2 protein-coding genes are annotated in these 15,745 nt (G+C 50.3%); both read right to left on the bottom strand.

Features of this window, described 5'->3' with window-relative positions:
• Positions 1-14,949 carry a non-ribosomal peptide synthetase gene (locus tag OWN49_RS00690; protein ID WP_176283327.1) on the bottom strand — a complete coding sequence of 4,983 codons (14,949 nt, stop codon included), beginning with the start codon at positions 14,947-14,949 and terminating at the stop codon, positions 1-3.
• Between the two features lie 39 nt (positions 14,950-14,988).
• A complete protein-coding gene (locus OWN49_RS00695; protein WP_003154094.1) occupies positions 14,989-15,738 on the bottom strand; it encodes a polyketide synthase in 750 nt (249 codons plus the stop codon).
• Between the last annotated feature and the right edge of the window lie 7 nt (positions 15,739-15,745).

Here is a 15,745-nt window from a genome sequence, read left to right on the forward strand (position 1 = left end):
TTAAACCTCCACTTCATAGGTATCCCAGATGTTTGCCGCAGCTTTTTCGTTCGTTTCTTCTTTGCTGTCCGGCGAAATCAGCCGCTTATTTAATGCAGGCGGTGTTAAAGGGTGGCGCTTGATTCGGCGCCCTTCGTCTTCCTGCCACGCTTCCACAATGACGTGGGCGTTTGTTCCGCCGTCGGCAAAGCAGTTAATTCCTGCCGCCGGTATTGGTGACGGCCAGTCTGCCAGAGTGCGGCTGAACTGAATATTGGCCTTTTCTCTATCAAAATGTGTGTTTTCATGCTCACCTGATAAAAACGGGATAAAGCTCTTTTCTTTCAGCATGAGAACAACCTTTATGAAACTTGCAATTCCTTCCGCGCAAAGCGGGTGCCCGATGTTCGGTTTCACAGATCCGATTCCGAGCGGGCCGGCATCTTTTGAACGGTAGACGGATTGAATGGCCTTCAGTTCTAACAGATCCGTCACGACCGTGCCTGAACCGTTCGCTTCAATATGAGTAATGTCTTCCGGCTGTTTTCCGCTTTTTTCAAGAGCCGTCTTCATGACGGATTTTTGCGCTTCCAGGCTCGGCGTAGCCGGGCCTGCCGTTCTTCCGTCATTATTGACGGATGCCGCCTTCACTACGGCATAAATAGAATCTCCGTCTTCAATGGCCTGAGACACGGTTTTTAAAAGAACCATTCCGACTCCCTCGCCCAGCACGACTCCATCGGCGCGTTCGTCAAATACATGGAACGACTGCGCTTTACTTAATATGCCGCGCTGTTCAAATAATTTATGGGTTTCTTCTGATTCAAACAGGCTCACACCGCCGACGACGGCCGCTTTTATTTCTCCTGTTAGAAGAGCCTGCACGGCCATATTCATTCCGACTAAAGCAGAAGAACAAGCCGTATCGAGGACAACACTCGGGCCGCGCATATCAAAATATTGAGAGAGATTTGCGGCCAAATAATTCTGGCCCAGCGCGACGATCGGGTTTTTCGCATCCAGCAGTTTCTCTTCACCCGGTCTGTGACGGCTGCGTCCGCCGAGATACACACCTATTGCTTCTCCCTTTATCTCATCCGGCGTATAGCCCGCGTGATACCACAGGTTAAGACATTCTTCCAGAGCGGCCAAAGCTTGAGGGTCCATTGCCTTTACATCTTCTTCAGCCAGTAAAAAGAAGTCCGGATCAAATTGATCAATTCCATCAAGCATTCCCGCGTAATAAGGCGTCTTCAACCCCCATCGCTCAGCCGGAACAGGACCGATAGCCGAACGGCCTTCAGCCAAAAGCGACCAGTACGCCTCTAAGGAAGCCGCCCCCGGAAACCGGCAGGACATGCCGACGACCGCGATATCTTCCCGGTGAATCTGTTTTTCGGCCGGCTCTTCTTGCACCTTAACGGCTTGTGTTACAATTACCGGCTCAGCCGGCTTCTTCATAACAGGCTCCGCCGCCAAATCAAACCGTTCTGACAAAACTTCTGTATATCCTTCGAGAAGCCAATTTGCGAAAGATTGAATCGTCGGATATTCATACAGAATGGACGGGTCAAGCGATGCCGAGAGATTCCGATTGATCCGCTGCAGAAGCTGAGCAAGGATAATGGAGTCCACTCCGTAATCTTGGAATAATACGTCTGTCTCAAGCTGATCCTGGTCAATCCGCAGCTCTTCAGAAAATAATTCTTTCAGCCATTCTTCTGTTTTCCTTGTTAATTGAGCGTTGTCTGCGGCAGTATCAGCGGTTTTTTCCGCCGGTTTTACCATAGCCGGGCTCATTGGCTGATCCTGCCTGCTTCGCCGCAGGAATCGCTCCGGCTTCCACAGCTTAGGATTCAGAACGGCCGGCAGCACCGGGCCTCTTGCTGATGCAAGAAGTATGCCGTCAAGGAGCTGTAATCCTTCTGCATTCGTGATGCTGTATAGCCCGCTCTCTTTATAAGCTTTGTTCGTGACTTCGCCCATTCCGGTTTCTTTCCAGTTCGGCCACTGAATGCTTACGATCGGCAGCTGCTCTTTGTATGAGTCTGCAAAATAGTCCATATACGCATTGGCCATGGCATAGTCGGCTTGTCCTGCCGAAAGCGCCGGTATCGCAGCTGACACGGAAGAGAACAAGACGAAAAACTTCAGCGGCTCTTCGCTGAGCACACTGTATAATGCCTGAAGCCCGTCTACTTTCGGCTCGAGCACGCGCTGTATGTCTTCATCGGTTTTTCTGATGAATGCGAGCGTCTCTTTATCGGTCACACCCGCACAGTGAATCACGCCGCCGATAGGTCCGAGCGTCTGTTTGATCTGACTCAGTTCCTGTCTCAGCCCGGCTTCATCAGCTAACGGGACTGACAATACCTTCACTTGTACACCTTTGGATTCCAAGTCGAGAACAGCTTCAATTTTCGCTTTTACAGAAGCCGTCACCCCATTCAGTCCGCCCGTCCACTCACTTCGCGGCGGAAGGGTCTCACGGCCTGTAAGCACCAGTTTTTTCACTCCGTAATGTTCGGCAAAATGACGTGCGCATAAAAGACCGATCCCCCTCGTCCCCCCGGTGATCAGAAGCACATGGTTGTCCGGAAAATCAATTCTCTCGCCTTGCATATTCATATTTTCTGATTCGCTCAATACAGCGCGGTAGCGCAAGCCGTCCCTCCGGCAAACTTCCGCGTCATCAGTACGGGCATGAAACTCATCGGCAATCTGCTTCGCCAGTTTGTCATCAGAAAGCGCTCCTTCAAGGTCGAGATGCCTTGAAGACAGATGACCGTACTCACATGCCAGCATTCTGTACAGACCGGCCCGTTTTGCTCCTGTTGTTTGATTGGCCTCTTTATTTAATGACTCAAGGTCTTTCGTGACACAAAGCAGTGTCATCCCTTCTTTATGCCCATGCTCAATCAATTGCTGAAGCCATTTGATTCCGGCCATGTCTTGAGAATCTTCTTTCGCTGCGCCGAGGAGGTCGATGACTCCGCCAAACGCCTGCCAGTCATATTCACCGGTAAGGTCTGATGATGTGATGATACGGTGATTCGGCATATGCGCTGCGATCTCTTCTGCGAGATTGATCGTGTCCCCGCCTGTCAAAATCGCAATGGAACGTGGGCACGGTTCACGCAGTTCGAGCGGGCTCAGTTCCCATTGTTTTGTCAGAATACGTTTCATCCGTTCCTCTGTATGGACCTTATTTTTGTCAGGATTCTCAGGCACCCAATACGTGTCTTTTGCGAACGGATAAGACGGAAGACTGAGTAAACGCGGCGTACCTTTTTCATAAAGCCGGTTCCAATTCAACACCCCGCCTTTCACCCATACCTCTGCCAGCTTGGCGAATTTTCCTTTTTTAATCCAGGCGTCAATGACGATGTCCATATCTTCATCTGCCGTGAATAAGGCAAACGTATCTTTATTGCGGTGAGACTGGCCGGTATACAGCCCCGCGATGTTTTTCTCATTTTTCGTAAATGCTTCCAGCTTTGTTTCCAATTCCGCCATCGTCGCTGCAAGAATGGCCAGGCGCTCTTCCATTTCGTCCCTTCCGGTTTGCAGCGTATAAGCGACGCCCGCCAAGTCTTGATCTGTATACGGCGTTTGACGGATCGCTTTTTGCAGCTGCTGCGCCTGTTCAAACAGTTTTTCTTTTGATTTGGCGGACAAAAGGATGATTGCCGGATTTTCCGGACTGTGCTCAGGCTGCGCGGCTGCTTTCGGAACATACTCTTCAATGACGATATGGGCGTTGACCCCGCCGATGCCAAATGAGCTGACCCCGGCCCGGCGCGGAATCGCATTTCCGTTTCTATCTTTCGCTGCCGTCCATTCCTGAGTCTCCCGCACGATGTAGAAAGGACTGTCATCGAGCTGAATGTACGGATTGATCGTCTCGCAATGCAGGCTTTTCACCAGCGTTTTGTGCTTCATTTGCAAAAGCACTTTCATGACGCCTGATACTCCCGCGGCAAGCTCTAAATGGCCGATATTGCTCTTGACCGAACCGATGCCGCAGCGGTGATCGGAGACTTCGGGCTCTTGATTTGTTTTCGCCAGCTCGTGAAACGCCGCTTTCAAACCGTTTATTTCAATCGGGTCGCCCAATTCCGTTCCTGTACCGTGCGCTTCAATATACGTGACGGTGCTCGGGTCCACGCCCGCTTTCCGATATGCTTTCACCAATAAATCAGCCTGCAGTTTCGGATTCGGCGAGGTTAACGTATTCGCCCGGCCGCCGTGGTTTTCAGCCGTACCGCGGATCACGCCGTAAATCGGATTGCCGTCACGTTCTGCATTTGTCAGTTTCTTCAGCATCAGAATTCCCGCGCCTTCTCCTCTGACATACCCGTTGGCATCTTTGGAGAAGGTTTTGCATTTTCCGTCTTTGCTGAGCATGCCTGCTTTGCTGTAGCTGATATGCGCTTCTTCCGTCAGAATCGTGTTGATTCCCCCGGCAATCGCCATGTCGCATTCTCCGTTTTCTATAGCGGATACCGCCCGGTGAATCGCAACAAGCGAGCTTGAACATGCCGTTTCAATCGGCTCGCTCGGCCCGTGAAGATTTAACAAATAGCTCAAACGGTTCGGACCGATGGAAGGAATCATGCTGCCTGTCGCCGCATGTCCTTCCGGCGCAAGTCCTGCCCTTGTGAACAAATCTTTATAACCGGTATTTCCGGTGCCGATAAAGACACCCGTATTTGTGCCGGAAAGGCTTTCCGGCTTACAGCCCGCATCTTCTATCGCCCGCCATGCATAAGTCAATAACAGCCGCTGCTGCGGATCTAAATATTGGGCTTCCCGCGGTGAAATCCCAAAGAACAGCGGATCAAATTCAGCTATTCCGTCGATAAAGCCGCCCCACTTGATATTCGTTTTGTTCCTTTCAAGATTCGGGTCGCCATCAAACGCTTGCCAATCCCAGCGTTCTTTCGGAATGGTTGTGATAGAATCTTTTCCTTCTTTCAGATTGCGCCAAAATTCCTCTATATCCTTCGCGCCCGGGAATCGGCCGCTGATTCCGACAATGGCAACAGGGTCCAAGCGGCGCGGCTCTTGTGTCGCTGCCCTAGCGTTCATTACCGTTGCGAAGCGCTTTTTCCGCTGCATTTTCGGTTTTTGGGCTTTTGGCTGCTCTTTTTTCGGAGACTCCTTCTTCTTTTCGCCGAAACGGCCCGGATGCTCTTTTGCCAAATATCCGGCGAGATTGCTGATCGTCCCGTGCTCGAAGAAGATCGTCGGCGCCAGCTCCAGCTGATACGCTTCATTTAATTGATTCGTAAAGACGGTAAAGGATACGGAATCAAAACCATATTCACTCAGTTCCGTATCTGTATCAATGTCCTCACGGTCAACTTTTAAAATGCCGCTTACCATGGCTGTCAAAGCGGTGTGAAGCGCTTGAAGAGATTCTTCTGCATCGTGTTTTTCTTCCGGCTGAAAAGGAAGACCTGCTTCTGTTTCATCCGTCAAATACTCTGCTAAACTGCGGATCGTCCCGTGCTCGAAGAAGATCGTCGGCGCCAGCTCCAGCTGATACGCTTCATTTAATTGATTCGTAAAGACGGTAAAGGATACGGAATCAAAACCGTATTCACTCAGTTCCGTATCAATATCAATCTCGTCTTGGCCGACTTTTAAAATTGAACTGACCAATCTGATAAGCGCACCGTGCCATTTGTCTCCCGAAACGGCGGATACAGGCTCTATTTTCTCCACCTGCGGCTTTTCAGTTTCAGAAACGGACAGGAACGACTGTTTTAATTTTGCTGCGTCTCCTTCAGCTGCTAAAAGCTGCGGCTTTTCCTGAGCCATTCCTTCATAAAATGCGGCCAGGCCTGACGCCTTTTGAAGCGGAACCATGCCGAAAGCTTTTTTCATCATTCTTTCCGTCTCGTCTCCCGCCTGCATACCGCCATCTTTCCACAGCGTCCAGTTAAAGGCGATCGTTTTTCCGTGCCGCAAGCCATTCTCCGTAAGGGATTGCCTGTAAGCGGCGTATGCATCCATAAACGCGTTGCCGGCGGCATAATCAGCCTGCCCGACATTGCCGAGAACGCCGGAAACACTGGAGAACAATACGAAAAAGTCAAGATTGCAGTCTTTGCTGGCTTCATCTAAATAAGCGGTGCCGATCACTTTCGGATCAAGCACTTCCCTGAACTCTTCCTTCGTTTTTTGCAGCAGGAAACGGTCTTGAATCACTCCCGCTGCGTGAATAATTCCGTTAAGCTCCCCGAACTCCGCCGTAATCTCTTTTATCAGCGCTTCATTTTCCCGCCGGTCTGCCGCATTCAGCTTTTTGTAGACGACATTTGCGCCTGAGTCCTGAAGTATAGCAAGCTCACGCTGTTTGGCTTCTGTCAGATTTGAGCGGCCGGTCAGAATGATTTTCGGGTGTTTTACGCGACCTGCGATTTCTTTTGCGAACATCAACCCCAGGCTTCCTGCGCCTCCGGTAATCAGATATACGCCTTCGTCCTTCCAGACGGCGCCGCCACCTGCAGGATGCATTTCTTCCCAAGCCTTCACATACCGTTTTTCTCCTGTATAACGGATATGTTTATCATGCGGCCGATGACTGTCGTTTTTCAGTTTTTGAGCGACAGCCGGCATTTCGCCGATTGATTCCATCTCGATGAGCTGACAGTCAAGTTTTCCGTATTCCAGCTCTGCTGTTTTTAACAAACCTGTTAACCCCGCAAACAATTGCTGGCTGCCGTCTGCTGAAATAACGGTCTGAACCAGAATGCGGCCCTGCCTTTTTTCGCTGATGATCCGCCGGATGTGTTCAGCGATTGTCTGCGCAAAGCTTTGGAAGCGTTCAGCGGCTGTTTCACCCTCACCTTCTGCAATCAGCAGTTCGGCGTCTTTCAGGCCGGATGCCGCTTTATCTTTTATACGGCAGGCATCTTCACAAAGTATGATCAAATGCTCATCAGCATGGACAGAAGCTTTCTCGGATGCGGCGGCTTCTTTCCAAACCGGTGCAAACAAGACCTTTTCCGAGCCTGATGGCCGCTGAGCCGATTCTGCATCGCCTTCAAGCACTCTCGTAGAGAATCCTCTCACCTTCACGCAAAGCGCTCCTGTTTCGTCGAACAGGTCAATGTCGGCTTTCTGCACGGAATCACCGGTTTGATATCCTTCACTGAAGCGCGCATGCGCCCGCATAGTCGGCGTGCATGCTTTGATGACTTCAAGATATTCCAGCGCAAACGGCAGAATCAGCTTTTGTCCGGAAAACTCCTGCATAATGCAGATCGTCGCCGTCTGAATAGCCGAATCAATGATGCTCGGATGAAGCGTAAATTGTCCGTTCGTATGAGAAACAGAATCCGGAAGCTGTATGTCCGAAAGCACTTCTTTCTCGCCGATAAAGGCGGACTTAATGCCTTGGAAGGCTTTTCCGTGGAACATCCCCCTGCTCCGGCCTTCCCGATAAAAGGCCGCCGGATCAAGAATGTCCGCTGTGCATCTGTTTTGTATGGCAGAAAGGTCGGTCTCTGGCTCTCGTTCAGCCTTTATGATTTCGGCCCGTCCTTGGCTGTGCAGCACTTCTTCATCGTCAGCGTTTACGCTGTAAATGTCATATGAGATGATGCCGTCCTCTTCAGGGAACAGCGCAATATGGACTTGGCGCTCTTGTTCGTGAACGACGATCGGTTTCATCCAGACGGTATGATGGAGCGTTATTCTGTCTTGGTCTTTTAATAAGCCGCCAAGCGCCCGTTTTACCGCTTCATAAGACATTTCCAAATATGCCGCTCCCGGCAGTACCGCTTTTTCCCTGACCACATGATCCTTCAGGAAAAATTCTGAGCCTGTAAACCGTGAGCTGAACCGCTGAACGGCCAAATCTGACGTGTTTTGCTGCACGAGCGGGTGTAAAACTGAGACTCCGGTGTATGCGGCAGATGTTTTCTTTTCTGCTTTTTTCGGCCAGTACGGCTCCTTTGCAAACGGGTAGACCGGCACGCTGATCCGTTTCGGATGCTTGTCTTTGTAAAGCTTGTGCCAATTGATGGCGACACCTTTACTCCACATTTCACAGAGCTTCGTTGCTTTTCCTTTCGCAAGCCATTTCTCAATGAGTTCAGCACTGTCATCATCATCAGAAAGCCAGGCAATATCTTTCGCCTGCTGTTTTTCTCCTCTGAAGCAGCCTGTTACAGCCGGCTTATCATTGATAAAATCGGCAAGCTGCCGCTTGAGCTCCGCAGTGCCGCTTGTGATAAAGGCCGCGCGCTCTTCCATCGCTTCCCTTCCGACTTGGAACGTGTAGGCAAGATCAGCGAGGCCGGCGGCCGTTTTTCTTTCCAGAAAAGCCAGCAGCTGTTTTGCGTACTCCTTCAGACGATCTTTTTTTCTGGCAGACAACGGAATGATGAACGGACCGGCAGCGTCTGCTGCTTCGGATGCATCCGGATATTGTTCAAAAATCGCGTGTGTGTTTGTTCCGCCAAGACCGAAAGAGCTTAAAGCCATGCGGTGCGCTCTGTTCTCACGGGTTAACTCTTTCTTTTCTCCCGCTACGTAAAACGGAGAGTCTTCTAAATGAAGATTCGGGTTCGGCTCTTTGTAATTGATGCTCGGCGCGATTTCCTGATGATATAAGCTCATGACAACCTTGATACAGCCCGCCATTCCGGCCGCTGTATCCAAATGCCCGAGATTTGTTTTGACTGAACCGATGCCGCAGTATTGTTTTTTATCTGTATATCGGCCGTACACCGATTGAAGTGCGGACAGTTCGATCGGGTCGCCGAGTTTTGTTCCTGTGCCGTGAGCTTCGACGTACGCGATCGTTTCAGGATGGATGCCCGTCTGATCAATGACCTTCTGAATGACCTCAGCCTGTCCTTTGACGCTCGGCGCATAAAATCCGACCTTATCCGCTCCGTCGTTATTGACGCCGATTCCGCGCAGCAGCGCATAAATATGGTCGCCGTCCTTAACGGCATCCGACGCTTTTTTCAAGAGCACGGCGCCGGCTCCTTCACCGCCAATCATTCCGTCAGCAGCCGCGTCAAACGCTTTAATATGCCCGTCGCTTGAAAAATTCAGCCCCGGCTGATGAACATAGCCGGCACTTGATTCCGTATGAAGGGTCGCACCGCCGACAAGGGCATACTTGGCTTCGCCGGACTGCAGGCTTTGAAAAGCCGAATGCATGCCGATTAACGAAGATGAGCAGTTGGCATGGACAAAATAGCTCGGCCCTTTCAACCCGAGTTTATGAGAAATCATCGTCGGAATCGTACCGCTTTGGGCAAGCACCCATGACACGTAGCCATCCGGCGTTTCCAGCTGTGCTGTCGTCTCCTCCGGCAGCAGGCTGCGGTAAGAGTTCGCGCTGGCAGACATATACACGCTTGTTTCCGGAATTTCTTTTGAGATATATCCCGCATCCTCGATTGCCTTCCATGAATGGAGCAAAAGCATTCTCAGCTGAGGGTCCATATATTCCGCATCTTTCGGCGAAAAGCCGAAGAAACCGGGATCAAACATTTCTTTCCCCTCTAAAACTGATTTAGCCGGAACGAAGCCGGGATGATCAGCCAGTTCTTCAGAAACACCGGATCGGCGGAGCTCCTCTTTTGAAAAGAAGGTGATGCTTTCTTTGCCTTCTTTGATGTTATTCCAAAATTCATAATGATCTTTCGCTCCCGGAAACTCACAGGATATACCGATAACCGCGACACTGTCCTCATAATAATCGGGAATTTCTCCCGCTGGGTGTTCCCGGTCTTCTGTATTCACTTTCTTTTGCGGCACAGGAGCCAAAACGGCTTCTTTCGGTTTTTGTTCTGTGATGTACCGGCTGATGTCTTTTACCGTCGCGTATTCAAACAGCTCCGTTACACTGAATTCACAATCCAGTTCCTGCGTCATCCGGTCAGTGACAGTCACGGCAAGAAGCGAATCTCCCCCCGCATCAAAAAAGCGGTCATCAAGCTCTATATCTTTGCTTTTCAATACATCCTGCCAAATCGCCAGCACCGCCTGCTGGATATGAGATGATGAAAATGTTTGTGTGTCCGGCTGCTTTTCCGTCAGATCACGGGCAGCAAGAAGCTTGCGGTCAACTTTTCCGTTCGGTGTGAGCGGCAGCTCTTCAAGACGGATAAACGAAGCTGGCGTCATATAGGCCGGCAGCGCTTGTTTCAAATGATTGCGCAATTCCTTTGCAGACGGAAGCGGCTCTCCGTTTTTCAGGATATAAAATGCGCAAAGCTTTTCATTTCCGGAGTGATTGTTCACAACCACTACGCTTTCCTGTACGGCCGGATAGGCATTCAGCCGGCTCTCAATATCTCCGGGTTCAATCCGGTAGCCGCGGATTTTGACTTGGGTGTCCATCCGTCCCATGTATTCAATGCGGCCGCCGGGAAGAAAACGCGCCATATCGCCTGTTTTATAAAGCTTTGATCCCAGTTCGAGCCGGTGGCTGACGAAAACTTTATCTGTCAGCTCAGGCTTGTTGAAATACCCTCTTGCCAATCCGTCTCCCGCAATACAAAGTTCTCCCGGCACCCCTTCTAAAACAGGGTTGAGACCGGAATCCATAATATACACACGGGTATTGGCGATCGGGCGCCCGATCGTAAGCGCGCTCTCATTTTCCGTTATACGCTGCACCGCGGACCAGATTGTCGTCTCTGTCGGCCCGAACATATTCCAAGCCTCACTTTTCGTATCGAGAAACTGCTGCTTCAATTGTTCGCTGAGCGCCTCTCCGCCGCAAAGGATTTTCACTTTTTCTTCATTTGACCATCCGGAATGAAAGAGCATTTTCCACGTAAACGGCGTCGCCTGCATGATCGTCGGTTTGTACTCTTGAATCAGCTCTTTCAGCTTCCGTGCGTCTTTTGTGACTTCTGTCTTACAGATGTTGCACTCCGCTCCTTTGATTAAAGGAAGGTACAGCTCCAGTGCCGCGATATCAAAGCAATATGTCGTGACGGCAAGCAGTTTGTCTTTAGACGAAAGCCCCGGTTCATATGCCATCGAGATTAAGAAATTGGTCAGGGCCCGGTGCGGAATCATCACGCCTTTCGGTTTGCCCGTGCTGCCCGACGTGTAAATGACATACGCCAGATCGTCAGGTGTCACTAACCGCTTCAGCGACGTTCTTTCCGCGGCTGTGCTTTCAATACAAGACCAATCGCGGTCAATGGCAGTTGTCTGCACGCCTCCCCAGTTCAAGGAGTGCTCTAAATCAGCTGTCGTCAGACACATTGAAATCCTGCTGTCGGCGATCATATATTCCAATCTGTCAGCGGGATAAGAAGGATCAAGCGGCACATACGCTCCCCCGGCTTTTAAAATGCCGAGAAGGCCGACAGCCATATGCAATGAACGGTCTGTATAAATGCCGATGAGATCATCAGGGCCTGCACCGTGCGCCTGCAAATAGAGCGCCAGCTTCGTGCTTTTTTCATCAAGCTCACGGTACGTCAGCTTTTGCTGTTCATACACGACCGCACAAGCGTCCGGCGTTTCTGCCGCCTGACGTTCAAATAATTCATGGAAGCAGGCATCCGGATATTCACGGCTTGTCTCATTCCAAGTCTTAAGAATCATGTGCTCCTCTCTTTTTGTCATGAGAGAAACGTTCTCAAGCGGCATATCCGGATTCGCCGTCAAAGCTTCGGCGGCCTGTACAAATTGGCTGAAAAGTCTGGCCGCCCCTGCTTCGTCGAATAATTCGGTGCTGTATTTAATCGTAAGATCCATGCCTGATGCTTCTTCCCACATTTCAAATACAAGATCATATTCCCCCTCCTGATGAATGTCTTTTACAAACTCACAGGAGAATTCCTTGTATTCATCCAGCATCGATTGATAACTTGAATGCTGCAGAAAGTTCTGATAGAAAAAGGCATTGCTGAAAACAGGCGAACCGTTCTGCCGGGGTTTCGCATGCACATCATGCACCATTTTCGGAAACGGATAAAAGGAGTGATCCAGTCCGTCCAGAACGGCATCCTGCACCTTTTGAACAAAGTCAGCAAATGTTTCTTTTCGTCCGGCTCTGCTCCGTATAGGAAGCATGTTGAGGAAATGGCCGACCACTCCGTCAAAGCGTTCTTCAGGTCTGACCATTGCAGGCATGCCTGTCACAATATCTTCCTTATCTGTATATTTGCTTAAAAGCACCATATAGCAGCTCAGCATAACGGTAGACAAATGAATCGAACGGGATGCGGCAAACGCCGTTAGATTATTCAGCAGCCGTTCGGGAAGACGGCGTGTCAGCGTATCTTCTGTAAACTCCGGAACGCTGCTGTCCGCGCGCATCGGCGGAAGCTGAAGGTCAGGCAGATCGCCCCCGAGCTGTTTCATCCAGTAAGCGCGGGCAGCTTTGCTTTCTTCACCCGCTAAATACCGCTTTTCCCAAGCCGCGAAATCGGAATGAATGCCGGGAGCGGCGGCCGCAAACTCTTCTTTTCCCTCCACCAGCGCCTGATAATGATCCAGCAGACTGTGAATAAATGTAATGGATGAAATACCGTCAAACACGATGTGGTGAATGACCGTCAAAAGATAATGTTCCGAGGCGGATTTTGAAAGCAGCTGCACACGCAGCAAAGGCCCGCCTTCTTTGACAAACGGCTCTTTCACTTTTTTCCGTATCAGAGCGGATATTTGTGATTCATTGACGTCAGAAATATCTTCTTCCAAGAATACAAAAGGATCTGCCGCTTCTATGAAATAAAACCCGCCGTCTGTTTCATTCACGGCGCTTTTGAGCATCGGATGCTGCTTTAATACGAGCTGAAACGCCCGTTTCAGTTTCTCTTTGTCGATTCCGGTTGTGAATCGGAAACAGAGCGGGACATGGTATGCAGTCGTTTCAGGCGACATTTTCTGCAATGTCCACAGCCCTTTTTGGACTTCTGAAAGCGCCGGCGCCGTTTGCCGTCTCTCCCGTTCTGCCGGCGGTTCGGCTTTTTGGGAATGATGCTCCGCTGACATGTTTGCCGCTTTTTCAGCAGTATAAGCCGCTAAAGCGCCAATCGTCGGGTTTTTGTGCAGCTCTCTTGCCGTCAGCCGGATGTGATACGTTTTTTCAATTGATCTGGCGAGTTTCATCATCTTGATGGAGTTGACGCCAAGACTTTGAAACGGTGTATTTGGATCAACAAGCTCATCCGCGATGGAAAGTTCCTCTTTCAGAAAACGGATAAAATCCCGTTCAATTTCTTTCTCTGCAGAAGCCGTGTCTGAATTGCCGCCTTCTTGTCTGTTATTATGTAATGAATCAAATTGCCCTTGTTCAAATGAATGTTTCAGCTGAGTGCGCTGGATTTTCCCGATTGCCGTCTTAGGAATGTCTTCTTTTGCGACCGGAAGCAGATAATCAGGGGTAACGCCGATTCTCTGTGTCACGTGCTGGTGAATGTGATGAAGAAGCTTCGTCATGCGGTTCTCATCCAACGGAATGGATGTCACAAAGAAAATCGCCAGCTCATCTGTCGTGCTTTGATTCGGCCGGACGGCGCATGCCGCTGTATATGACGTTTCAATTTCCGGCAATTCCTCAACCGCTGATTCAATGGCGTGGCTGTAATAATTCACACCGTTGATAATGATGGCATCTTTCGTGCGCCCCGTTATCGTCAGGCGGCCTTCACGCAGAAATCCGAGATCTCCCGTTTCAAACCAGCCGTCTTCTGTAAAGACACTCTCGTTTAAGTCCGGGCGCTCATAATATCCGCTCGTTACAGTCAGACCGGACACTTGGAAGCGGCCGATTTCTCCTTCTTCCACCACTTGATTGCGGTCATCCGTAATTCTCATATTAAACCCCGGGATCGGCAGACCGATCTCGACGAAACGATCGTCGTCACTCGTGTTTTCCAGTGTAAACTCATCTGAGAAAATAACGCCCGAAGACGTTTCGGACATTCCCCATGCGGGACGGATGGCATTAGCCGGCAGACCGTGCGGCTCTAAAAGCTCCATAATTCTGCGTCCGACTTTCGCAACCGCGGCCTCCCCGCCGTTCAGCATGTAACGCATGGAAGATAAGTCCCATTTCCGTGTTTGAATCTCTTCTGCGAAATCGGCAAGCAGCCCAAAGGCAAAATTGGGGGCCCACGTGACCGAAGCGCGGTAATGATCAATCAGGTCGAGCCATTTTAAAGGATCCATCAAAATGGATTCGCTCGGTATGTTGATTTCCTCACATCCGAGATAAACATCACGCAGATGAAGCATTCCGATGCCGCCGACATGGTCAAAAGGCATCCAGTTAAACGTGACATCCTCACTTGTATAGCCCTGCATCTGAATATTTCCTTTGACCATGCAGACGATGTTTTCATGGCTGAGCATCACGGCTTTCGGCGTGCCCGTGCTTCCCGAGGTCAAAAGCAGCATCGCCAAATCTTCCGGACGGGGATGATGCCAGTCCGTATCCATTTCATGCGCACTGAGATCTTCTGCCGCCAAAGCGCAAAACCCGGAAAGCTCCTGCTCCTCCGCCCATTCAGTCATCTCCGGCAGCACTTCACGGCTTGTGATGACATACGGCTGATTCAAAAGCGTCCAGGCGTCTTTCAGTTTTTGCGTCCCGCTGTTCATTTCTGTATAAGCCGGAGCGGCCGCAAGCGGAACCGGGATCGCTCCTAAAAAAACACAGCCCCAAAACGCAGGAATCAGCTGGGAATTGTCACTGAGCTGTAATATGACTTCATCCTGAGCCTTCACTCCTGATTGGCGGAGCCCTTTCACAATCGAAAGAGCGATCTTTTTCAGGCCGCTGTAAGTCTGGTACACTTTAGTGCCGTCAGGCTGTATATATGTGATGCCCTTTTGATCTCCCGCTGTCGCGGCGGTTTTGTGCAGGACTTCAGGAATCGTCATCGGCTGATCCGCTGAAAGCCGCAATGGTTTTCCGTAGCTGACAGATGGCTTGAGTAACCCGCTTGCCTTCATATCACTTTTCATAGAGCTGCCTCCATTTCATCTGTATGTAAGATGTATGTCTTATACTCCGTACATCGTCGTGATTCGTTTTTTCACTTCATCATCATGAAACGTCTCATCGTGCATGATTAACTCCTTCTCAATGACAGCCGGAAGCTGCTCGCGGAACGGCGTCACCAAGTGCCTTTTCAATGTAATTAAAGAGTTTCTCGGTTTTTCCGCAAGCTCACGAGCCAATTCCTGCGCATAGTCTAATACTTCCTGCCGCGGAAGCACCGGAAAAGGCACTCCTCTTTTCTCCAGGTCACCGCCGCGGTAGTGGCCGCCGTTTAACAGCATTTCATGGCCGAGGCTTGCCCCAAGCTTCTCCGGAACGATAAAGGTAGCCCCCATTCCGGGGGTGAAACCGTATTTCATAAAGTTTGCGGTATACACGCTTTCTTTGCTTAAAATGACAAAATCACTGAAAAGCCCCATGACAAACCCGCCTCCGATTCCGTGGCCCTGCATGGCTGAAATAACGGGGATATCACATTCCAGCGCCAAAGAATACATGCGGTCTTCCGTAAACTTCGTGATGCCCTGCTGAATCCTGAGCAGACCTTCCTGTGTGCCTCCGGAAGCAAAGTAATGGCCGTATCCTGTTAAAATCACAGCTTTATAGACTGACGATTTTTTTATACGGGTGAATGCTTCCATCAATCCATCCGTCAGTTCTTTGGAGAAAGCGTTTTTATGGGCTTTATCCTGCATTGTCACTTGGATAATATCCGGTTCAATTTCGAGCAGTTCAACTGCGGCGTTCGGCATGATATCC

This window comes from Bacillus sp. NEAU-242-2, from assembly GCF_027853835.1.
GTDB classification, from domain to species: domain Bacteria; phylum Bacillota; class Bacilli; order Bacillales; family Bacillaceae; genus Bacillus; species Bacillus velezensis.